General features: G+C 47.8%; 20 protein-coding genes. 8 read left to right on the plus strand and 12 right to left on the minus strand.

Annotation, left to right across the window (positions count from 1 at the left end):
- Positions 1-9 precede the first annotated feature (9 nt).
- Positions 10-501, minus strand: coding sequence for a hypothetical protein (locus H579_RS0113945; RefSeq protein ID WP_028301201.1), 492 nt, complete (start codon positions 499-501; stop codon positions 10-12).
- Positions 470-1,384, minus strand: a complete 915-nt coding sequence (locus tag H579_RS25685) for a TatD family hydrolase (protein WP_051227643.1) — start codon at positions 1,382-1,384, stop codon at positions 470-472. The genes H579_RS0113945 and H579_RS25685 overlap by 32 nt, the downstream gene beginning before the upstream one ends.
- A gap of 113 nt (positions 1,385-1,497) precedes the next feature.
- Between H579_RS25685 and H579_RS0113955 the strand changes: the two genes are divergently transcribed.
- Positions 1,498-2,451, plus strand: coding sequence for a chemotaxis protein CheV (locus H579_RS0113955; RefSeq protein WP_028301202.1), 954 nt, complete (start codon positions 1,498-1,500; stop codon positions 2,449-2,451).
- Positions 2,452-2,631: 180 nt separating this feature from the next.
- Here H579_RS0113955 and H579_RS25690 read toward each other — a convergent pair whose 3' ends face one another.
- Positions 2,632-3,138, minus strand: a complete 507-nt coding sequence (locus H579_RS25690) for a DUF1499 domain-containing protein (protein WP_051227644.1) — start codon at positions 3,136-3,138, stop codon at positions 2,632-2,634.
- Between the two features lie 205 nt (positions 3,139-3,343).
- On the opposite strand from H579_RS25690, the gene uup reads away from it, so the two are divergent.
- Positions 3,344-5,293: an ATP-binding cassette ATPase Uup gene (uup, locus tag H579_RS0113965; RefSeq protein ID WP_028301203.1), complete on the plus strand. Its 1,950-nt coding sequence runs from the start codon at positions 3,344-3,346 to the stop codon at positions 5,291-5,293.
- A gap of 134 nt (positions 5,294-5,427) precedes the next feature.
- Here the strand turns inward: uup and H579_RS0113970 are convergent, their stop codons facing one another.
- The gene (locus H579_RS0113970; RefSeq protein WP_036566325.1) at positions 5,428-5,874 is read right to left on the minus strand and encodes a universal stress protein; all 447 of its coding nucleotides are present in this window, start codon (positions 5,872-5,874) and stop codon (positions 5,428-5,430) included.
- A gap of 95 nt (positions 5,875-5,969) precedes the next feature.
- On the opposite strand from H579_RS0113970, the gene H579_RS0113975 reads away from it, so the two are divergent.
- Together H579_RS0113975 and H579_RS0113980 are read left to right on the plus strand one after the other, a co-directional pair.
- The gene (locus H579_RS0113975; RefSeq protein ID WP_028301205.1) at positions 5,970-6,464 is read left to right on the plus strand and encodes a hypothetical protein; all 495 of its coding nucleotides are present in this window, start codon (positions 5,970-5,972) and stop codon (positions 6,462-6,464) included.
- A gap of 40 nt (positions 6,465-6,504) precedes the next feature.
- Complete coding sequence (locus tag H579_RS0113980) at positions 6,505-7,170, plus strand: class I SAM-dependent methyltransferase (RefSeq protein WP_028301206.1); 666 nt, start codon at positions 6,505-6,507, stop codon at positions 7,168-7,170.
- Positions 7,171-7,248: 78 nt separating this feature from the next.
- Here the strand turns inward: H579_RS0113980 and H579_RS0113985 are convergent, their stop codons facing one another.
- The 3 genes from H579_RS0113985 to H579_RS0113995 form a co-directional block, all read right to left on the minus strand.
- Positions 7,249-8,511 carry a D-amino acid dehydrogenase gene (locus H579_RS0113985; RefSeq protein ID WP_028301207.1) on the minus strand — a complete coding sequence of 421 codons (1,263 nt, stop codon included), beginning with the start codon at positions 8,509-8,511 and terminating at the stop codon, positions 7,249-7,251.
- Positions 8,512-8,682: 171 nt separating this feature from the next.
- Positions 8,683-9,693, minus strand: a complete 1,011-nt coding sequence (locus tag H579_RS25695; RefSeq protein ID WP_051227645.1) for a GGDEF domain-containing protein — start codon at positions 9,691-9,693, stop codon at positions 8,683-8,685.
- Positions 9,690-10,685, minus strand: coding sequence for a response regulator (locus H579_RS0113995; protein WP_028301208.1), 996 nt, complete (start codon positions 10,683-10,685; stop codon positions 9,690-9,692). The genes H579_RS25695 and H579_RS0113995 overlap by 4 nt, the downstream gene beginning before the upstream one ends.
- A gap of 408 nt (positions 10,686-11,093) precedes the next feature.
- Between H579_RS0113995 and H579_RS0114000 the strand changes: the two genes are divergently transcribed.
- Positions 11,094-12,239, plus strand: a complete 1,146-nt coding sequence (locus tag H579_RS0114000; RefSeq protein ID WP_028301209.1) for a GGDEF domain-containing protein — start codon at positions 11,094-11,096, stop codon at positions 12,237-12,239.
- 103 nt (positions 12,240-12,342) lie between these two features.
- On the opposite strand, the gene H579_RS27950 is transcribed toward H579_RS0114000, so the two are convergent.
- The 3 genes from H579_RS27950 to H579_RS25705 form a co-directional block, all read right to left on the minus strand.
- On the minus strand, positions 12,343-13,626 hold the full coding sequence (locus H579_RS27950; protein WP_028301210.1) for a GGDEF domain-containing protein: 1,284 nt from the start codon (positions 13,624-13,626) through the stop codon (positions 12,343-12,345).
- A gap of 216 nt (positions 13,627-13,842) precedes the next feature.
- Positions 13,843-15,153, minus strand: coding sequence for a Y-family DNA polymerase (locus H579_RS0114010; RefSeq protein ID WP_051227646.1), 1,311 nt, complete (start codon positions 15,151-15,153; stop codon positions 13,843-13,845).
- A gap of 17 nt (positions 15,154-15,170) precedes the next feature.
- Entirely contained in the window at positions 15,171-15,596 is a 426-nt protein-coding gene (locus H579_RS25705; protein WP_051227647.1) for a LexA family protein, read from the minus strand.
- Between the two features lie 643 nt (positions 15,597-16,239).
- On the opposite strand from H579_RS25705, the gene dapA reads away from it, so the two are divergent.
- Positions 16,240-17,112, plus strand: a complete 873-nt coding sequence (dapA, locus tag H579_RS0114020; RefSeq protein ID WP_028301212.1) for a 4-hydroxy-tetrahydrodipicolinate synthase — start codon at positions 16,240-16,242, stop codon at positions 17,110-17,112.
- Between the two features lie 152 nt (positions 17,113-17,264).
- On the opposite strand, the gene H579_RS0114025 is transcribed toward dapA, so the two are convergent.
- On the minus strand, positions 17,265-17,552 hold the full coding sequence (locus H579_RS0114025) for a cupin domain-containing protein (RefSeq protein WP_028301213.1): 288 nt from the start codon (positions 17,550-17,552) through the stop codon (positions 17,265-17,267).
- A 206-nt stretch (positions 17,553-17,758) separates the two neighbouring features.
- Entirely contained in the window at positions 17,759-18,757 is a 999-nt protein-coding gene (locus H579_RS0114030) for a sensor domain-containing diguanylate cyclase (protein ID WP_028301214.1), read from the minus strand.
- A 356-nt stretch (positions 18,758-19,113) separates the two neighbouring features.
- Between H579_RS0114030 and dbpA the strand changes: the two genes are divergently transcribed.
- Together dbpA and H579_RS0114040 are read left to right on the plus strand one after the other, a co-directional pair.
- A complete protein-coding gene (gene dbpA / locus H579_RS0114035; protein WP_028301215.1) occupies positions 19,114-20,514 on the plus strand; it encodes an ATP-dependent RNA helicase DbpA in 1,401 nt (466 codons plus the stop codon).
- Positions 20,515-20,678: 164 nt separating this feature from the next.
- A complete protein-coding gene (locus H579_RS0114040; RefSeq protein ID WP_028301216.1) occupies positions 20,679-21,227 on the plus strand; it encodes a DUF2058 domain-containing protein in 549 nt (182 codons plus the stop codon).
- The last annotated feature ends 27 nt before the right edge of the window (positions 21,228-21,254 follow it).

The following is a 21,254-nucleotide window of genomic DNA, read 5'->3' on the forward strand; positions in this document are numbered from 1 at the left end:
ACTGCGTTTTTAATATTGCTGGTCTTCCAGTTGCTGGTGCAGATTCAACATGGCGACCACATTGGTTTCGGATTGATAGTTGTCCAGGCCCTGATCTTCCAACCATTGCTGCTTCGTATTCATCCAGGATTCAAAACCGACAGTGTATAACTGTGGGGCGGGTTCGATGCGGAAAGACGGTTCGATCTCATAGGCTGAGAACAGCATCTCAAGCCAGTGTTCATCTTCACCCAGAGCATCGTTGTAAACCACATCCTGATCAATATCACCTTGCATCTCACGAATCACTTCCAATGCGCTAACGCCGTGCATCATCAGATCGCCCAGGTTAACCCGTTCATCATCAAACAGATGGCTGTTGCTGTTGAGCCAGTGATCTTCCGGGGTGATCAGTGTGGTTTTTACCTGGCCATCAGGCAGTGACCAGCATACGGCAATAGGGAAACCGTCTTCGTCAGGGCTGCTGCACTCAAAGTCGATAAAAATCGGATACTGGGTCATGTTCTTTCTCTTGTGGATGTTCTACAGAGGGTAGGTTGAAAAATGTGCGGGCGTTATCGCCGGTTTTGATCGCTAATGCAAGTTCATTGATCGCAACACCGTCTTTTTCTAGAGTGTGTTGCTGATAGCTCTGGGTGATCTGATGCAGCACCCAAGGCAGAAAGGCCGGGCGATTGCTTCTGTCTTTCGGCTTTTTCACCATATTACGTGGAAGTAAATAAGGTGAGTCAGTTTCGATCATCAAACGATCCAGGGGTATATTGTGTACCAGCTGTTGCAGCTCAATGCCCCGGCGTTCATCGCATACCCATCCGGTAATACCGATATAAAGGTCCAGGTCCAGATAACCAAATAGTGATTTCTGGTCTCCGGTAAAGCAGTGGATCACTGCATTGCTGAGTTGGTCACGATAGCTTTTCAGTATTTCAAACTGGCGGGTAAAGGCATCGCGCTCATGGAGAAACATAGGTTTTCCGGTTTCTATTGCCAGTTCGATCTGGGCTTCAAAGGCAGCAATCTGTTGCTCCGGGGTGGAGAAGTTACGATTAAAGTCCAGGCCGGTTTCACCAATAGCGACACAAGCGGCTTCTTTGCTCAGATCCTTTAACGTGGCACTGGTGGTATTGTCATAACTACTGGCGTCGTGAGGGTGGACTCCAGCGGTAAAGTAAAGTTGCTCTGGATATTGTTGACACAGTTTAAATGCCGCTTCGGACTCAGCCACGGAGGTGCCTGTTACGATAAGCGTTTTTACTCCGGCTTCCAGAGACTGCTCAATAATCTCATCATGTTTACCATCAAACCGGCTATTGGTCAGGTTAACACCGATATCAACCAGAGGTGCTGGGGAGATTAACAGGTTATTTGTGCTAGTTTCGCTCATTTGTAGAGGAATCCTGATAGCAAAAGAGTGTAAATTTAACTACTATTGTGTACTCGAATGAAGGTAATCGGCAACGAGAACCCTTTAAGACAACGTATAGAGTGGAGCGGCCCATGGCAGGGGTATTAGATAGCGTAGATTCCAGAACCCAGTTAGTGGGTGAAAACCGACTTGAGTTACTGATGTTCCGTCTGTTGACTGGTCAGTTATTTGCCATCAACGTATTTAAAATCCAGGAAGTGATGCGTTTGCCTTCACTGTCCAATCTGCCTCACCACCACCCTCATGTTGTGGGCGTGACTCACCTTCGTGGTCAAACTGTTACCGTAATTAATCTGAGTCAGGCGATTGGCATGCCTGCACTGAAGCCTACGGAAGACAGCAACCTGATTGTAACCGAATATAACAACTCAATTCGGGCATTTTTGGTCGGCGGTGTTGATCGCATTATCAATATGAACTGGGATGAAATAATGCCGCCCCCCAGAACGACAGGTCGCTCGCACTACTTAACGGCAATTACCCGGGTTAATGAGCAGATTGTTGAAATTATTGATGTTGAAAAAGTCTTGGCAGAAATTTCGCCATACCTGATTGACGTGGATACTAATAGTCTGGATGAAGATCTGCGTAACGCGGCCAATGGTATGGAAATCCTGATGGTGGATGACTCCTCTACGGCGCGTGCTCAGGTTCAGGATACGGTCGGCCAGTTGGGAATCAAGATCCATGAGGCCTGTGATGGTAAAGAAGGTCTGGATAAGTTACGTGAATGGGCTGATGCCAACGAAGATGTGCCGAATAAACTGCTGATGATGATTACGGATGCAGAGATGCCAGAGATGGATGGTTATCGCCTGACCCGTGAGATTCGTGAAGATCCGCGTTTGAAGGATATGTTTATCGTACTGCACACCTCCTTGAGCGGTAGCTTTAACAAGGCAATGGTTCAGAAAGTGGGTTGTGATGACTTTCTGTCTAAGTTCCAGCCTCATCAGCTGATAGATATCGTGCTGAAGCGAGTAGCCAGTGTAAAGGGCTTACCGCTGCCAGAAAACCTGAGTTGATATAGCTCGGCTGTGAGCCGATAGGTTAATCCAATGATGCAAAGAACCCGCTACGGCGGGTTCTTTGCCATGAGTACTTATCGCGTGTCAAGATTATGGATGGATGGAGAGAGGCAAAGACGAGCAGATAAAACGTTTTCCTGGCGGGGCTCGATACTCTAATCCGTTTACAGCACTGGCTTAATCCGTTTGCAGGGGGACTTTGTTTTCGTTATTTGCGACAGGTTTAGCCATAATAAAGTTGAACTGCTGCCGAATCTCTTCCAGTCGACTGCGGTTTTTACCCAGGTCATAAAAGCCAAGCCGTGACTCTGAGCGAAGTTCAATTATGCCAGGGATCTGGAAATAGAACTCCACATCATCAATAAAACCCAGTATAGGTGAACGAAAGTCTGCCCGGATGTAGTGTGCGTGTTCCATCTCTACTACAATGGCATCTTTTCGCTGCTTGATAAGCTCCAGCAGTTGTTCATAAGCAAAGCTTTGCTCTGCTTTATAAGTTAAGGGTGCGATACGTTTAGTCTTTGGCGTATCAGGGTGAGAGGCTACACAGTTGGGTGTACTGGGGCAGGGGTGCAGGCGATTATTTTGTACACCCAGTGTGGGCAGCTCAGCCAGGCAACCGGTTAGAATCAGTAGGCTGCTGACAGAGATAAGTCCTTTTATATATCGCCTTAAGTGGTTCATTGTACTGGCCTGTCGTGAGTAATTCTGCGGGTCCGGTTTATAGAATAATGGGGCTGTATTTTCTCTATCGGGTGAAGCCGTGGTTTTCTTTTTAATTATGGTTGAGTCCAGAAGACTTAAGTTAGCAAGTTTTACGGGTGGTACTCAATACATATCACTGATGTGGTATGAAAAAAATTGATCAGTTTTTTGTAACGGAAATATCATGTCGTTAGTTAGGTTAGAAAAAGTCAGTATCGCATTCGGACATCATGCGTTACTGGATGAGGCTTCTCTGGTTATTGAGAAAGGGGAGCGGATCTGTATTGTCGGCCGTAATGGGGCTGGTAAGTCCACTATGTTAAAGCTGGTTTCTGGTGAACAGACGGTTGATTCCGGTAACCTGTGGTTACAGCAGGGGCTGAAAATTGGTCAGTTGGCTCAGGACCTGCCTGACGCAGTTGATGAGACGGTATTTGATATCGTTGCTGGTGGTTTGCCGGGTATTGGTGATTTGATCACTCAATATCACCATTTGGCGATGTCCATTGAGAGTGATGCAGATCTGAAAAAGCTGGAACGTCTGCAGCATGAACTGGAAAGCAAAGATGGTTGGGCGCTGACGCAACGGGTTGAATCTATTATCAGTCGCCTGAATCTGCCTGCGGATACGCCGATGAAGTCTCTGTCCGGTGGTTGGCGTCGTCGTGTGGCTTTGGCCCGTGCATTGGTATCTGAGCCTGACCTGTTGCTATTGGATGAGCCTACCAACCACTTGGATATCGAAACGATCGCCTGGCTGGAGCAACAAGTCAGTGATTTCCGTGGAGCTGTGTTGTTTATTACTCACGACCGGGCTTTCCTGCAGAAATTGGCCACACGTATAGTTGAATTGGATCGTGGTCAGCTAACGGTTTGGGAAGGAGATTATCCAAGCTTCCTGGAAAACAAGCAGCACCTGTTGGAAGTGGAAGAGAAGCAAAACGCGGAGTTTGATAAAAAACTGGCCCAGGAAGAAACCTGGATTCGCCAGGGGATTAAAGCTCGCCGGACCCGTAATGAAGGTCGTGTTCGAGCCCTGCAGGCGCTTCGCAAAGAGCGTTCACAGCGGCGTGAGCGTCAGGGGACCGCCAGTATCATTGTGGATAAGGCTGAGTCCTCCGGTAAGCTGGTTGCCGAGCTGGATAATGTTAGTTATAGCTGGGGTGATAAACCGATTATCCGTAACCTGAGTACTCAGGTGATGCGTGGTGACCGTATTGGTCTGCTTGGTCGTAACGGTGCCGGCAAGAGTACGTTGTTAAAGCTGCTGCTGGGTCAGCTGGAGCCATCCTCCGGTGAGCTGAAGATGGGGTCTAAGCTGGAGGTGGCCTACTTCGATCAGTTGCGTAATCAGTTAAATCCAGAGCGTACGGTGATGGATAACGTCGCTGAAGGTCAGACCAGCATCACCATTGGTGGTCGCGACAAACATATTATGAGCTACCTGGGTGATTTCCTGTTTACCCCAGAGCGGGCTCGTACGCCGGTTAAGGCGCTGTCGGGTGGTGAGTGTAACCGCCTGCTGTTAGCCAAGCTGTTTACCAAACCAGCCAACATGCTGGTGTTGGATGAGCCGACCAACGATCTGGATGTAGAAACCCTGGAGCTGCTGGAAGAGCTGCTGGCCAGTTTTGATGGTACGGTCTTGCTGGTGAGTCACGACCGGGCCTTTATGGACAATGTAGTGACCAGCGTTTTTGCTTTTGAAGGCGATGGCCAGGTAAAAGAGTACGTTGGTGGTTATACCGACTGGGTGCGTCAGGGGGGCAAGTTCCCAGCGGAGCTGGCAGGTGGCGATGCCGGTCAGGCTGGTAAAGTGTCTAAAAAAGAGAAGGCAGCGGAGGCAACCACTGATAAAAGTACAGAAGCTGTGCCGCCTGCTGGACAGAAAACTCCACCTAAGAAAAAACTGAGCTACAAGCTACAACGTGAGCTTGATCTGCTACCAGCAGAGATAGAGCGCCTGGAAACTGAGCTGGAAGCGTTGCACGAGATGACTGCGGACAATAATTTCTATCAGCAGGACCAAGCTAAGGTTGCTGAGGCGCTGGACAAGTTACAGGAAACGGAAGCCGAGCTGGAAGTTGCAATGGATCGTTGGGTCGAGCTGGAAGCTATGCAGGAAGGTGAGTAGAGCAGTGGAGCAGCGATAACAAACGGTATCAATTATCAGGCGAGCTACTGCCATAGCCCGCCTGATTATATTTCGTACTTTGCAATATTTCTGGCTATTGTATTAATAGTCAGAAGTGTTGAAAAAGGGTAAAACTACTTCTCCTTATCCTTTTGAATACGCACAGCCAGCACATCACATTTAGCGCCATGCAGTACACCGGTAGAGGTCGAACCCAGTAGTAGTGATAAGCCGTGGCGGCCATGGCTACCGACCACTATTAGATCGGCATCCTGCTCTTTGGCAATACGATGAATTTCACTATCCGGCACGCCAACAATAACGTGCTGGCAATTATCGGGAATATTCAGTGGACCTCCCAGTTCTGCGATCTTTTTGCGTGCGTGTTGGTCCAGTTGTTCCTGAATACTGGTCAGATCCATGGGAATATCACCGCCATAGGCAAAGCCTAAAGGCTCCAGGGCGTGAACCAGACTTACTTTAGCGTTGTTGCGCTGTGCGATAGCGAAACCTTTCTCAATCACCTGATGGGATTCTTCGGTCAGATCCACAGCAATTAATACATGCTTATATTGGCTCATAATCCAGTCCTCTTTGTAAAAAATCCATATCTGACTGTACTTTATCTCTTCTCTATCGATTAGTATAGACGGCAATTTTTTTAGGAATTTTGACTATGAGCACAACTTTATTGGTTGTTATTATTTTTGCGATGGTAATCAGTCCGATTTTCTGGCTGGTGCCCTCTCGTCGTCAGCGCTATCAGATGCATATGCGTAAAATTGCGTTGCATGCGGGTATTAAAGTGCGTCTGGAAAAATTTGAACTGAATGGTGAAAAACATCCGGCTGTCGCTTATCGTTGGATGAGGGATGCAGATGATAGAAAACAAGCTCGTCGTTTTCGTTTGGCCCATGTACCGCGTATGGAGAAGGATCAATTTGACGTGCGTGGTGATGAGTTTGTCGAGAACTGGGTATGGCTACAGTCACCTATTCCTGAAGCGACAGAAGAGCAACTGGAAGCTTTGAAAGAGTGTCTGTTGCAACTGCCGGAAGATACCCTGATCTTTGAATCCGGTACGGCAGCACTGACCATCTGGTGGCGTGAGAGAGGTATGCCGGAAGAGGTTGAGGCGATGCCTGAATGTTTATCAAAACTACCGCTCTAATATCCTTTAGCTCAGTCGTTAAAGCAGGCGAAGAGTACTTATGATGACGTTACAACAACAGTCCGAACCTTTGGATCAGTCTCTGCAGCGTATGTTGCCGGAAGCCAGGGTGCAGGCTGTTGCTTTGCCTGATTTGCCAAAACTGAAGCTATGGCTGATTGACCCTGAGCCGGTAGACCGCCCATTTAGTCCCGAAGAAGTTGCTGCTATTAGCTATCATACCCCGTATTGGGCTTTTTGCTGGGGTAGCGGCTTGGCGTTAGCTCGGTATATTTTTTGTCATCCTGACCTGGTAAAGGGCAAGAGGGTTATCGATTTTGGTGCGGGCTCCGGTGTGGTTGCTGTGGCGTGTGCGATGGCGGGGGCCGAGGTTGTTGCATGTGATATTGACCCTGTCTCTCAGCAGGCGTGTCGTTCTAATGCGGCGTTGAACGGTGTTGAGTTGGAGGTGGCGGAAGACTTGTTAGCGCTAGATAAGCAATGGGCCGATCTGTTGATTGCCGCCGATGTGCTATACGACAGAGAAAATCTGCCCTGGTTGGATACGTTTAAATGTTTTGCCAGGGATATCTGGGTGGCAGACTCCAGAGTGAAAGACTTTTCCCATCCTGATTACTACCTGGCTGAGCAGATGCAGGCACGGACTCTGCCGGATATGGGGGAGCCCTATGAGTTCTCCCATATCCGCTTTTATCGGCTAAGTTGAGTTCATATCACCTGACTCTCTCGGTGCTAAAGTCGCCATACCCGGCACATGGTATGTACTCGTTGATCTCATTTGAGGTTATTGGGGCTGTAGCTCAAATCGATTAAATTCAGCTTGTTGCTGCCCCATGCAAATTTGATCCGCAATATATTTGCCCGCACCACAACCCATGGTCCAGCCCAAGGTGCCATGACCAGTATTGAGCCAGAGGTTATCGAAGTGGGTTTTTTCGATGTAAGGTAGGTTGGAGGGCGTTGTGGGTCTTAAACCGGCCCAGAAGCGGGCCTGATCAAAACCGCCTGCTTCAGGAAACAGCTTTCTGGCTTGTTCAACAATCAAATCGCAGCGTTTGGCATTCAGTTCTGTTGAGTAACCCGCTAGCTCGCCAGTGCCTGCGACTCTGAGTTCATTACCTAAGCGGCTGTACATCAGCCGGTATTCATCATCGGTCAGGCTAACAAAAGGGGCGCAATCCTCGTGTTCGATGGGGAGGGTGATTGAGTAGCCTTTGGCCGGATAAATATTCAGATAGATGCCAACCCTTCGCAGTAGTGGTGCAGACCAGGCCCCCATGCAGACTACCATATGATTAGCGCTGAGCCGGGTGTTGCCCAGTGCACCGTTCAGCCGCACATGCACACGCTTACCCTCCTGTTGTAGCTCCAGAATATGGGTGTTCAGGGCAAACTCAACCCCCATATTCTGGCAGACCCGGCTGAGCTCCTGGCAGTATTGGTGGGCATCGCCAGACTCATCATCAGGGGTATATGTCGCGCCAATGATATTCTGGCTGGCCCAGCGCAGTGCAGGTTCCAGCATAAGGGCTTCTTCTTTGGAAAGAAACTGGCGGTCACAACCGTACTTCTGCATTAGTTCTGTTTCCGCCTTGATACTATCCAAGTCGTGTTTATTACGATAAATATGCAGAATGCCCCGCGTTTTATGGCGATAATCCAGCTGATACTCTTGCCGAACCTGTTGCAGCAGTTGACGTGAATAGGTCGTCAGCCTTAATAATTCGATAGTATTCTTCTGGGTATTGCTGCGACTGCACTGCCTTAACCAGCTAAACAACCAGCGCCATTGATGAGGGTCAGCTTTCGGGCGAAACAGCAATGGGGCGTCATCCTGTATCAGCCAGTTCAGTACTTTCCAGGGGGCAGAGGGGGTTGCCCAAGGCATAGCATGACTGACGGCAATCTGGCCGCCATTGGCGTAGGAGGCTTCTTTGGCCACGTCAGGCTGGCGATCAATAACTAGTACCTTATGTCCGGCTTTAGCCAGCCAATAAGCAGTATTGACGCCTATGATACCGGCACCAAGTACAATGCTGTCATACATGACTTATCTCCTATCCTATCCAGGATGCTGTCTTTGCTATTTTTATTTTGGTCTCTTTTGTTTGAGTGTAGACAAGATAGTAGGATTTGTGAGACTGCTGAGCGACATTCAAGTAATAAAAAAGCGGATAACCCATTGAGTTATCCGCTTTTTTTGTTTGAGCGTTCAGGTTTATGACTGCATAACCTGTAGTACCTTTAATACCCAGGTTTGACTTGGGTGTTGCTCAAAAATGTTGGCTTGGTTACGGCCATTGCGCTTTGATTGATACAGAGCCTGATCCGAATGTTCCAGCCATTGTGTATGGTCATTCAGGTTAGAATTAAATTCACAGATGCCCAGACTGATGGTGAACTTAATCTCCATATCTTCATAGGTGACTGGCGATGCTTCAATAAACTGGCGTAGGCGGTTGGCCATAATCAGTGCCTCTTGAGCGCCAGTATCCGGCAGGATAATACCAAACTCCTCACCGCCATAACGGCCAGAGATATCTGTTTCCCGCTGCATCTGGATCAGCGTTGAAGCCACCACTCGAATCACTTCATCACCAGCCTGGTGGCCGTAGGTATCGTTGACTTTCTTAAAGTGATCAATATCAAACATGATCAGAGAAGATATGCCTTGGGTTCGACTGCAACGTCGGAACTCCTGTACCAGGCTCTCTTCCCAGAATCCTCTGTTGTTCAGGCCGGTTAAACGGTCTGTACGACTTAGGCGTTCCAGCTCTGCGTTGGCTTTTTGCAATTCAAGCTTGCCGACAGCGATATCGGTCACATCATAAACCAGGATGCAGACATGGCTAACACTCTTATCGATACCTGTCAGAGGAATTATGGTGATATTCTGATACATCACGTCTGATTTTCCTGTGAGAGGACGATAGCTTTTAAACTTAAACAGATACGGTCGCTGCTCCCAGGTAGAGTAGGCTCGACTGTCCAAAGTAAACACGGATTCTATCTTTCGACTTAGCCAGGCTTCTGGTAGTTCTGGGAACAGCTGGAATAGATTTTGGTCACGGGCCTTCGACGTTCGAACGCCACTGTGGTTTTCCATAAAACTATTCCACAGTTGGATCTTATTGCTTCTGTCCAGCACCACCAGGCCGACATCAGCGGTCTGCAGCATCTGCATCATCCAATGCAGGCCAGTCATATCCAGTTCGCTTGATTGTGTCATTTCAGATACCCCGCACGTTCCGACAGTGCCGGTATGGAATCCTCAGTAAGAATCAGAATGAGATCACATTCTACTTTATGGTCCGGAATGCTGTAGTCAATTTCAATGGCCAGAATTTGCTGTTCTGCGCCATGCTTGCCCAGCAGTGGTGCTAAAGGTTGTTTGCGTCCCAGGATGACCGGGTGGCTGTAGCTTAGCTCCAGATCCAGCTGTTCAGCAATACCGTTCAGGCAGGCACCGGTCAGAATACCGGACAGGTCCATCAGAACTTCCAAATCATTATTGCCCTGACTGTTATCTTCGTACTGCATCAATTTGGCCATATGAGGAAAGCTGTCATCATTAACCAGCAGAACGGCTTCACCCGCAATACCCGAACCATTGAAGCCCTGAGTCACGCCCGTCAGGGATGTGATGTCCTTAGAGGCCAGTACATCCTGCAGGTTCTTATAGGCCGTTAGGTGAACTTTAGGCACAGGCAGGTGAATAAAGGTACTCAGTAGGCTTGCCAGTTGGCTGCCAGCCTGGCCCATGGAAACGTTGACCACTTCCTGAACCAGATCGACCAGAGCAACATCCTGGTCATCGAAACGTGCCAGCTCGCTTTCAGACTGCGGCTGAGCTTCGCTGATAATGCCAAACTGGGTCAGAATCTCAGTGATTTTTTCGGTGGTGACAGGCTTTTTAATAAAGTCGAGGGCACCCAGAGAGGTCACTTTCTTGTGAGCTTCAGGCTGAATATCACCAGACACTACCAGAACCATCGTCGGCAGGTCTTCTTTGCGAATGGCTTCCAGAACCTCGTAGCCATCCATAACGGGCATATTAAGGTCAAGAAAGAGAATGTCAGCTTTACCAGCCTTGATCGCTTCGACTGCTTCCTTGCCGTGCTCTGCAAAGCTGATCTCGACATCCCAGCCGCCAGGTAGCGAACGGGCCATCTGCTTTCGTGCAAAACTAGAGTCATCACATATGACGATGGGGGTAGTCATGTGTCACAGGAATCCTTTTTACTGTAATGAGAAACCGCATGCAGCTGAAATACTTAGCACACTTGCATAAGCACCTAAAAGAACGTTATCTAATAAAGTTGGTATCAGAACGTTTTCAAACACTATTTTAAACACAGTGTTAGGTGGCTACATTTTTATTTTTACAAAATGATACAGAGGTTTTGTAAAGAACAACAGGTTTTCGTCTCTGATGGCGCAACTTTTGTGCGAATTTGGTGAGTGCAGAAGAGAGAATCGCGTGAAACAGCGTACTGAAAATACTTTTTTGACTTTAGTCAGCTAAATCTTTAATTCGTCAATGGACTATTTCCATCAGTTTTGTCATTATGTGGCGCTGTTTTTTATTTTAACCGGTGAATACATAACTCTATGAAAAAGGACACAATTTTGACAGGGCCTGAATCACTGTCACTGGGACAACGTGTTCGTCATCTTTTTGAATTGATGAAGGGGTACGAGCTTTTAGGTGCCCGGGAGCATCCCTCAGATTTCAATCAGATTCGGGCGGAATATATTAACACCCGGATTCGTTTATTGGCTCTGCTGTTTTCTATTCTGACTCCGTTATGGATTCCAGTCGATTATCTGATCCTGCCAGAAGAAACCTTTCTGGATATTGTACTGGCGAGATTAGTGTTTTCTGCATCACTACTGGCCTTATGGGTAAGAGCATCATATGTCCACTCTTTGTATAAGGCTCGGCGGCGTCTTGTAGTTTTGATGGTAATGCCTGCGTTCTTTCATCTCTCAACGCAGTTTATTCTGGGGGAGCATCTGAACAATGACTACCTGGCTTCGTACACCTTTTTGCCCATACTGATTATTGCTATTCATTGTGTTTTCCCTTTAACACTTAAAGAAGGTGTCCTGCTTGCTTTCTTTACCATCGTAGCTTTATCAATGGATGAGTTGGTTAAAAGGCAACTTTTTTCGCTGACATCGCTGAATAATATGTGGTTGCTGGGCGTGATTATGTCCATTGCTATTTGGGCTCAACTTTCTCAACTGCACATGCAGCTGAAACTGTTTGAGCAGGCGACTACAGATGCTTTAACGGGATTACTTAATCGTCGTTCTTTTATGTCTCAGGTGGAAACAGAGTTGAGTCGTTCAGAGCGTTATAACCGCCCTTTGACAATGGCGCTGTTTGATCTGGACTTCTTTAAACAGGTTAATGATGTGTATGGTCATCAGGCGGGTGATAAAGTGCTGGTGTACTTTTCCGAGTTATTGCGCGAAGAGTTGAGAGCAACGGATATTATTGGCCGTTTCGGTGGTGAAGAGTTTATCGTAGCGTTGCCTGAAACACCGCTATCTGAGGCAGAACAGGTCATTAACCGGGTACTGCAAAGCTGTCGTGATACTGTTGTGGAGTTTGACGGCCGGGAAATTCATTTTACCTCCAGTGCAGGTTTGGGAGAGGTTCTGGTGGATGTGCAGTCCTCAATGAAGCTGGTCGATGGAGCGCTTTACGAAGCGAAAGACCGAGGGCGTGATCAGGTGGCATTGGCATCTGGTACTGCACGAGCATAATCTGCGGCCTTTTGGTCATGTGTGTATTGAAATTGAGCGTTATCTTAGCTGATGGGACTGGTCAGTAAAGCTTTAAACCATATGAATAGTAAAGAGCCAGTATTCAACTGGCTCGGCGGGCTCTCTTATTACGCTTCTGGTTATACATTGCCTCGTCAGCCTTACGTAGCAGCTCTTCAGTGGCGATGGCATCGTTAGGGTATATTGCATAACCGATACTGGCTTCTAGAAAGAGTTTGGTTTTGCCCAGGTTTGCAATATTTTCGATTAAACCAATCTCAATATTCTTTTTCACTGCCAATACACCGGCAAGATTGGTATTGGTCAGCAGAATGACAAACTCATCCCCGCCCAAGCGAATTACCAGGTCATTTCCTTTCACCTGGCGTTGCAGTACATGAGCAAAGTGCACCAGTGCCAGGTCACCGGCATCGTGACCTAATTCATCGTTGATCATTTTAAAGCGATCGAGATCAAGCAGCATCAGCGCACAGGGCTGCTCACTGTGCTTGGCTTTACTCAGCAGGTTGGGCATCTGTTCGCTGAAATAGCGACGGTTATAAAGACCTGTCAGGGTATCCAGATAGGACGTTTCTTTCAGCTGACGATGGTACTCTTCTAGCTCTGCAGCCAGTTGGTTGAAGCTGTTTGCCAGTGTGTAAGATTCTTTCAGGTGGTAACGCTCGGGGTCGATTCTGGCTACAGTCAGGTCTTCTTTAATACCTGCCCGTATTCGCCGGGACAGATCCCTCATTGGATGCACAATTCGTATACGCACTATGATAAACAGTGCGCTGAACAGGACTATCAGTGTTAGTGCGATCGCTACAATATAGAAGTTCAATGTATGATCCAGCGACTGTTGCATATGTTGGTCAGGGAAGCGAATATCCAAAACGCCGTGCACTTTGCCTATCGCTGAATTGGTATGGCAACCCAGACAGTTCTCCTCCGCCAGAATCGGGTAGAGGTAACGCATATAGCCGCCCTGGTTATAGATCATCGGATGCTGTGCTTTAATTGCCTGTTGCAACTGTAGGTCAGTTCTTAACTGGTGCTGTGAGGGTTTATGAGTGCCAAATAATTCATCGATCACAGGTGTACGAATGAGCTGGACCTTACTGTCTCGTGTATTGATCTCCAGGGAATGCAGGAAACTGTCCATCTCCTCCCTTGACCAGCCTTTAATCATGCCGTGCCAAATGGTGCGAAAGATAATTTCAGCCTGTTGTTGTGCATGATCTTCAGCCAGTTCCTGGACGGTCTCCCGTTTAAAGGATTGTGAGAAGAACAAGGTTGCGACCAGGCCTATGCTCATCACGGTTAAAAAGGTGAGTGCGAGTGTTTTATAGGTTGAGTGTCTGGGGCTATAAGGGCTTACCGACATGGAATTGCTATCTCTTGTTGGTTCACTTAATGATTTTTAGGTTCTTAAGGCCTGAAGGTGTCATTACCTGAGTAAATCCATGGCCATAATGTGCCTTTTATTTCATGGTCATTAATGTAGAGAGCAAATATGACAGTCTGTGCCAAAGTTTAAGGCAGAACTGTGATCGTATATTGGGGGGGCGATTGAGTCATACTCTCGTTCGAATGAGAGGCGTTACTTGGCTTTAACTACGGGGATCTCCTGCCAACAGGTGGTATAGCGTGGCGAACGGTGGGCCATCTTCATCTGCCAGTTGGCCTCTTTTCTGGCCAGGCCAAAGCCAACGGCTTGCTTACCGATTTTATTATTGAGTTGATCCATTGTCTGCATCAGCTGTCGGCGCTTTTGTCCCTGTTCACTGATACTGGCTTGCTCTTTTTGAAACAGTCCCAGCTGCATGGGGCGGTGAGGGATCAGGTCCAGTAGCATCACTCCGGCTTTTTGATAACGCAAGCCTGGTTGATGTAACAGTTCCAGCTGTTCCTGAGCGTATTTAAGAATGAGGGCAGTATCATCCGTTGCTTGTGGCAAAGGATAGGCTCTGGCCTCTTTATGCTGCGGGCCAAAGCGGTTGCCATTGGTTCGAATGGTAACCAGCACGGCTTGAGCGAGACTGTTTTGCTTACGCAGCTTTTCACAGGCTATCTGACAGTGAAAGCGTATAGCTTCTTTAAGCTCAGCCAGGCTGTTGGTGGTTTTACTGAAGGAGCGGGAGCACATGATGTTTTGTCTGGGCTCTGGAGCATCATCTACATGAATACAGTGAGTGCCCTTGAGCTCAAGTGCCGTACGGGCCACTAAGACATTAAAGTTACGTTTTAACCAACGGTGGTCGGTGTCCCGTAATTGCAGTGCTGTTTCGATACCTGCTTGCCTGAGCTTCTGTCCCAAACGACGGCCAATGCCCCAGATCTCTTCAATGGGTAGAGATTTTAACCAGATTAATAGCTCTGGATCATCGGCGTGTTCAAAGACGCACACGTTTTGACGGCCCGGCTGCTTTTTCGCCAGATGGCTGGCAATTTTGGCCAGAGTTTTACTGGGAGCTGCTCCAACGGACACAGGAATACCGGTGTAAATTGGTACCTTACAGGCGATCTGTTGGCAGATATTGCTTACTGAATCCTGCATGCCTGATAGATCAAGAAAGGCTTCATCAATGGAGTAACGTTCAACACTGGGGCTAAAGCTGTCCAGGACCTGCATCACCCGTGAGGATAGGTCGCCGTAGAGCGCATAGTTGGAAGAGCGCAGGATAATTCCGAAACGATTTTGCAGCGGATAGACCTGAAACGCTGGCGTGGCCATCTCGATATTCAGGGCTTTCAACTCGGCAGAGCGTGCGATAACACAGCCATCATTATTGGATAGCACACCGATAGGTTTGCCAATCAAGGCAGGATCAAAGACCCGTTCGCAGGAAGCATAGAAGTTATTGCAATCCACCAGTGCTACCATGGACTGAGGTAAGGCATCCGTGCTCATCGTATCTCCTTATTCCATTAAAGAGTGTGAATCACATGAGCCACAGTACCCCAGACAAAAGCTTCGTTTTCATCTGTCATTGGAATGGGGCGGTAATGAGGATTATCCGGCTGCAACCAGAACTGTCCTGAACGTTGTACCAGGCGCTTAACGGTCAGCTCACCATTTACCGCTGCAATCACTACTTTACCAGGGTGAGGTTGAATCGCCCGGTCAACAATCAGCAGGTCACCATCTTTGATTCCGGCATTGACCATGGCATTACCCTGAACACGCATAATAAAAGTAGCAGAGGGGTGTCGAATCAACTGCTGGTTCAGATCCAGGCTGTGCTCAATGTAATTGTCAGCAGGAGATGGAAAACCTGAATGAAAGGGCTCTTCATTATCCAGTGTATGTTGTCCGGTGGCGGCATAGGCTTGCGCGATAATCTCTGTTTGCATCTCTTCCACGCCTTTTTATAGAGTGCTGTATAAATATATAGTTTCTACTATACCTCGAATTTCAAGGGATGCCTAATTTTACTGTAAATAAAAACAGTATCTGTGCCCGTGCCTGTTCCTGTGCCTGGAGTTGAGGTTGAAGCCGAGGTTGTGATTGAGTCTGAAGCTATTCTGTTTTGTAGTGACTTAAATTAATCAGAACGAAATAGATGGCTAGCAAGGTAATCGACAATAGGCACATAATGGGGTATTTAAACGAATTAAATTTCGATCGCACAAAATATTATTCTGATTTTTAAGAATAATATTTTTTTTCAATGTTTTTATGTGAATTTTATTTTGATTTATCTTGCTATGAAGAATTTAATTCGTTATCTTCGCTGTCAGTTAAGTAAGGTTGTGCGGATAGCGTTTGATTAATCTGCGGCTAAATCAATAACCTTGCAGAAAGATCACCTGAAGTCAGTCAGAGTTTATAGAATGTTTAACCAAGTACACTCACTTAAACGCAAGGCCTATAAACGTGAAGTTATCTTCGCGACCGGTTTTGCTACGTGTGAATAGTACTTACTGACACAAGATTGCAGAGACCCGGTCGCAGTAGCGCACCGGGTTTTTTATTATTTATTTAAGGAGTTTCCCCATGTTTCGCGGATCATATGTTGCCCTGATTACCCCTTTTACCAACGGTGAGCTGGATGAAGCGGCCCTGCGTAAGATGGTGAACTGGCAGATTGAGAGCGGTACTCACGGTCTGGTACCTGTCGGTACGACCGGTGAATCACCGACTCTGACGGAAGCGGAACACAAACGTGTGATCGAGATCGTGGTTGAAGAAACAGCAGGCCGTGTACCTGTTGTTGCAGGTACCGGTTCTAATAACCCGATTGAAGCAGTTGAATACTCTCGTCATGCTCAGGAAGCGGGTGCTAACGGTGTACTGAGTGTGGCCGGTTACTACAACCGTCCTAATCAGGAAGGTCTGTACCAGCAGTTTAAAATGATTCACGATGCGATTGATATCCCTGTGATCATCTACAACATCCCGCCACGTGCTGTGGTTGATGTGCTGCCTGAAACTATGGCGCGTCTGGCCGAGCTGCCCCGTGTAGTCGGTGTTAAGGATGCAACCGGTGATCTGTCCCGTATCAGCAACGAACGTCTGGTGGTAAAAGGTGAGTTTAGTTACCTGTCTGGCGAAGACCTGACCGCGATGGCGTACCGTGCCAACGGTGGTCACGGTTGTATCTCGGTAACCGCTAACGTTGCACCAGCGCTGTGTGCTCAGCTACATGAAGCCTGTGGCCGTGGTGATTTTGCTTCCTCACTGGAGATTCAGGATCGTCTGGCTCCACTGCATAATGCACTGTTTTCCGAGCCAAGCCCTGCGGGTGTCAAGTACGCGGCTTCTCTGCTGGGGCTGTGTGGTGAAGAAGCCCGTCTACCAATCGTTGAGATGTCAGAAGCCGGTAAAGAGCGCGTGAAAGCAGCGATGGAGTTTGCAGGCCTGATTTAATCGTCATAGTCCTCTGATATTTGAGCGTGACGTGCTTTAGCCTCAATCCGCTGTAACAACAACAGTGCGCTGGAAAAACAAAAGGCCCAAATATATTTTGGGCCTTTTGTCGTTTTGTATTTCGATCCGTTGTAATACGGCGATGAAAGTTGTTATTTGATCTCCACCTCAATCAACACAATATCCTGATCGGTGTTATTTATTACATTGTGCTCGACACCGGCATACCGGAAATAACACTCTCCCGCCTTCATTGGTACGGTCTTTGCGCCTTCACCGGTATCAATCTCCAGCTGACAATCCTGCATCGGCACAATGACATAATCTCTGTCATGACGGTGCCACTGACTTTCACCTCCCGCAGGGAACAGCAGGTGGTTCACACAGGTACGTTCGTTATTGATCTGCTCACTAATAGCCAGAAGAGGACGTTCAGACATGGGATTTCCTTTCTACAAATAGGTTTTAAGTAATCGTTAGAACTCTAGATCGTTTACTCTTTTTAGTGAGTACTAATAAAGCAGAGAGTCTTGCTGGAAACAAGCCAGTGTCGTTCAGTCTCTTTCAATCCTCGGTTTGAAAAGAGTCGACTCAATAAGCGGTTTTGATTCAACCCGTTTTTTAGTTCAACAGGGACGCTGCTTATTTAATCGGTATAGCAGGTTACAGGTTCGGCGCATGCTGTATCTGTACCGGCACATACTACGGTGTCGCGGCCACTGTTTTTGGCCAGATATAAAGCATCGTCCGCTCTTTTCAGTAGGGCATCCCCGTTGAAATCATCATTCAAAGTCGCGATGCCGATACTGGTTGTCACTGTCTTTTTCACCGGGTAGTGGGCGGATTTAATCGCTAGCCTGATCTGGTTGGCGAGGGCCAGAGTTTGTTCCTGACTCATATAGGGGCAGACAATCAGAAACTCTTCTCCACCCCAGCGGCTGGCGATCGGCTTTGTTTGACAGCTCTTCTGGATGACGTGGGCTGCTTGTTGTAGAACCTGATCACCGACCTGGTGACCGTATTCATCGTTAATTGCTTTAAACAGATCAAGATCCAGAATCATAATGCTAAAAGGGTGTTGCTGGGTTTTGGCTAAGTTCAGCTGCTCGGTAAATATTTGATCGATCTTGAGGCGGTTATACAAACCTGTCAGGCCATCATGCCAGGCTTGTTGCTCCAGCTGTTTGCGCAGTGTCCATAATTCTGTGATATCGGTAGAGATCCCAACAAGGGTTTTATTTTCTGCTTTGTTATAAGGCAGCGGATATTTGGATTCAAGGTAAACCGTGGTATGCCCTGTTTCGTCCGTGACTTCAACCTCCTGTCGGGACGCTTGTTGCTGTTCCAGTACCTGAAGGTCAATTTGTCTGAGCCGCTGTACCGTTTCGATAGGAAAATAACGTGCATCCGGGCTGCCTTTCAACGCGTGCTGATCGACACCAAACAACTCCAGACAGGGTTTGTTTGCATACAGGTAGCGACTATCGGCGTCTTTGATATAGATGCAGGCATTAACATGATCCAGTGCGAGTGCCATCTGCTGATTATGTTGTTTCAGCTGAGTGTTCTGTCGCTTCTCTTTGAACAGCAAGTAACAGGAAATAATCGTCGTAAGACCGAGGAGCGTAAGAATCAATGCCGCCATATAGATACCAGTTGTATTAAAACCAAGGCTTTTGCGCTTATCTAACGAAAAACATAATTAAGAGAAATTTTGTATCCAAGGTGCTTTGGGGGTACTGGCCTAGCATGTAGAAGGTATTTAAAACAGCCGCTTAGATCACTACCTGTTACCAGCATAGATAAAACGACCGAATGCTCAATTGTTTTTTGTAAGCAAAATCGCTGATACGATCATTGATGGCGTTTGTCTTTCTGTTATTCGAAGCCAACATCGTGCCAGGATTAAGTGCTTTGCCAGTCAAAGACGCGTATAATCGCAGCCCCTTGTATCCGGTGATATAGCCGGTTTCTTTGTTCGCTTATTCCAATGAGATTGCCGTGACTACCAGTCAAAATGCCAGTGCCGAATTTTCCAGCCTCAACCTTCCCCCTAAGCAACTGAAAAACTTACAGGATCTGGGTTATCAGAGGATGACACCAATTCAGCAGCAGAGCTTGCCGCTGCTGATATCCGGTAAAGATGTGATTGCTAAAGCCAAAACCGGTAGTGGTAAAACGGCCGCCTTTGGTATCGGCTTGCTGGAGAAACTGGATGTCAGCTCTTTTCAGTGTCAGGCGTTGGTGTTGTGCCCGACCCGTGAGCTGGCCGGTCAGGTCGCAAAAGAGATCCGTAAGCTGGCGCGCTATCAGCATAACGTTAAGGTGCTGACCCTGTGTGGCGGTATGCCGATTGGTCCTCAGATCGGTTCTCTGGCCCATGGCACGCACATTGTCGTGGGGACACCGGGGCGTATTCAGGATCACCTGCGTAAGGGCACACTGAGTCTGGATAACACCCATACCGTGGTGCTGGACGAAGCGGACCGTATGCTGGACATGGGCTTCTACGATGCCATGGTGGATATTCTGGAGCTAACGCCCACTAACCGCCAAACCCTGCTATTCTCTGCCACTTATCCGGATAAGATCAAACAGATCAGCGGTGACTTCCAGCGTGACCCTGTGATGGTTGAGGTGCAGTCAGTACACACTCAGCAGTATATTGAGCAGAAGTTTTATAAAGCCGATAAAGTATCTGACAAGCTGAACCTGCTGCTGGAAGTGCTAGGCCACTATCAGCCGGAACACGCAGTGATCTTCTGTAATACCAAACAGAACTGTATGGATCTGGAAAAAGCGCTGTGGGATCAGGATTGCCACGCTCAGGCCCTGCACGGCGACCTGGATCAGCGTGATCGTGATCGCGTACTGGTGAAGTTTGCCAACCGTAGCTCCCAGTTTTTGATTGCCACCGATGTGGCGGCCCGTGGCTTGGATATTGATGATCTGTCTCTGGTGATCAACTACGATCTGACCCGTGATGCCGAGGTGCATGTACACCGTATTGGTCGTACCGGTCGTGCGGGTAAATCCGGTCTGGCGATTAGCCTGTTTACCGCATCAGAAGAGTACAAATTGGCAGATATTGCCGATATTCTGAATACCGAGATTGAACCATCCGATGTCGAAGAGCTGGTGGATGGTGATCTGACCCTGCAGACTCGCCCTCCTATGGTGACTCTATCGATTGATGGCGGTAAAAAGAATAAAGTACGCCCTGGTGACCTGTTAGGTGCCCTGACCAGTAAGGGCGGCATAACTGGTAAGCAAGTGGGCAAGATCGATATCTTTGATTTTGTCGCTTATGTGGCGATTGAACGCAAAGTGGCTCGTCAGGCACTGGAGCACTTGCAGCAAGCGGGTATTAAAGGCCGTAACTTTAAAATCCGTCGTGTGTAAGCTGTCAAATGATTGAACCCTGTCGCACTGCTGTTGAGTAGTGGCTATAGGTCTAAAGGAAACAGCCTGAACATCACTGCTCAGGCTGTTAACCCTCCAGGCGTTTCAGTAGAATCAGTTAAGCTTTACAAACCCATTCTTAATATTGAAATAGTGAATTAAAAATGAGTAAGTCGTCCTTACAGGATCAGTTGTTAAAAATGGGCCTGACCGATAAGAAGAAGGCAAAACAGGCTGAGAAACACGTTCAGAAACAGAAGAAAGTTCAGCGTAAAACCGGCGCAGAAGATGAAACTAAACTGCGTGCAGAGCAGGCCCGTAAAGAGAAGGCAGAGCGTGATCGCGAGCTGAACCTGCAGAAGAAAGCAGAGGATGAGAAAAAAGCGATTCAAGCTCAGGTGAAGCAGCTGATCGAAATGAACCGCTTGGGTGATGAAGTGAAGGGTGATGTGCCTCATAACTTTGTCATGGACAAAAAGGTTAAGAAGATCAATGTTACGGCTAAAATCTCTGATCAGCTGGCAAAAGGACGCCTGGCCATTGCAGAGCTGGAAGGTGCTTTTGAGCTGATTCCACCTAAAGTGGCGGAGAAAATCCTGCAGCGTGAAGCAGATTGGCCGATCGTACTGAACGAAAAAGCACCGGATACCGGTGATGAGGAAGAGGATGATCCGTATGCGGACTTCCAGATTCCAGATGATCTGATGTGGTAAACTCCGTCAGACCTTTAAAAGCCGTGC

It is taken from the genome of Oceanospirillum beijerinckii DSM 7166 (assembly GCF_000422425.1).
GTDB lineage: Bacteria > Pseudomonadota > Gammaproteobacteria > Pseudomonadales > Halomonadaceae > Oceanospirillum > Oceanospirillum beijerinckii.

Excerpts from the sequence above, each read along its gene's own strand:
- H579_RS25690 (WP_051227644.1), bottom strand. The coding sequence starts at position 3,138 with ATGAACCACTTAAGGCGATATATAAAAGGACTTATCTCTGTCAGCAGC.
- H579_RS0113980 (WP_028301206.1), top strand. The coding sequence starts at position 6,505 with ATGATGACGTTACAACAACAGTCCGAACCTTTGGATCAGTCTCTGCAG.
- H579_RS27950 (WP_028301210.1), bottom strand. The coding sequence starts at position 13,626 with ATGTCGGTAAGCCCTTATAGCCCCAGACACTCAACCTATAAAACACTC.
- H579_RS25705 (WP_051227647.1), bottom strand. The coding sequence starts at position 15,596 with ATGCAAACAGAGATTATCGCGCAAGCCTATGCCGCCACCGGACAACAT.
- H579_RS0114040 (WP_028301216.1), top strand. The coding sequence starts at position 20,679 with ATGAGTAAGTCGTCCTTACAGGATCAGTTGTTAAAAATGGGCCTGACC.
- H579_RS0113955 (WP_028301202.1), top strand. The coding sequence starts at position 1,498 with ATGGCAGGGGTATTAGATAGCGTAGATTCCAGAACCCAGTTAGTGGGT.
- H579_RS25685 (WP_051227643.1), bottom strand. The coding sequence starts at position 1,384 with ATGAGCGAAACTAGCACAAATAACCTGTTAATCTCCCCAGCACCTCTG.
- H579_RS0114010 (WP_051227646.1), bottom strand. The coding sequence starts at position 15,153 with ATGAGCACGGATGCCTTACCTCAGTCCATGGTAGCACTGGTGGATTGC.
- H579_RS0114025 (WP_028301213.1), bottom strand. The coding sequence starts at position 17,552 with ATGTCTGAACGTCCTCTTCTGGCTATTAGTGAGCAGATCAATAACGAA.
- H579_RS0113985 (WP_028301207.1), bottom strand. The coding sequence starts at position 8,511 with ATGTATGACAGCATTGTACTTGGTGCCGGTATCATAGGCGTCAATACT.
- H579_RS0113970 (WP_036566325.1), bottom strand. The coding sequence starts at position 5,874 with ATGAGCCAATATAAGCATGTATTAATTGCTGTGGATCTGACCGAAGAA.
- H579_RS0113975 (WP_028301205.1), top strand. The coding sequence starts at position 5,970 with ATGAGCACAACTTTATTGGTTGTTATTATTTTTGCGATGGTAATCAGT.
- H579_RS25695 (WP_051227645.1), bottom strand. The coding sequence starts at position 9,693 with ATGACACAATCAAGCGAACTGGATATGACTGGCCTGCATTGGATGATG.
- H579_RS0113945 (WP_028301201.1), bottom strand. The coding sequence starts at position 501 with ATGACCCAGTATCCGATTTTTATCGACTTTGAGTGCAGCAGCCCTGAC.
- H579_RS0114030 (WP_028301214.1), bottom strand. The coding sequence starts at position 18,757 with ATGGCGGCATTGATTCTTACGCTCCTCGGTCTTACGACGATTATTTCC.
- dapA (WP_028301212.1), top strand. The coding sequence starts at position 16,240 with ATGTTTCGCGGATCATATGTTGCCCTGATTACCCCTTTTACCAACGGT.
- uup (WP_028301203.1), top strand. The coding sequence starts at position 3,344 with ATGTCGTTAGTTAGGTTAGAAAAAGTCAGTATCGCATTCGGACATCAT.
- H579_RS0113995 (WP_028301208.1), bottom strand. The coding sequence starts at position 10,685 with ATGACTACCCCCATCGTCATATGTGATGACTCTAGTTTTGCACGAAAG.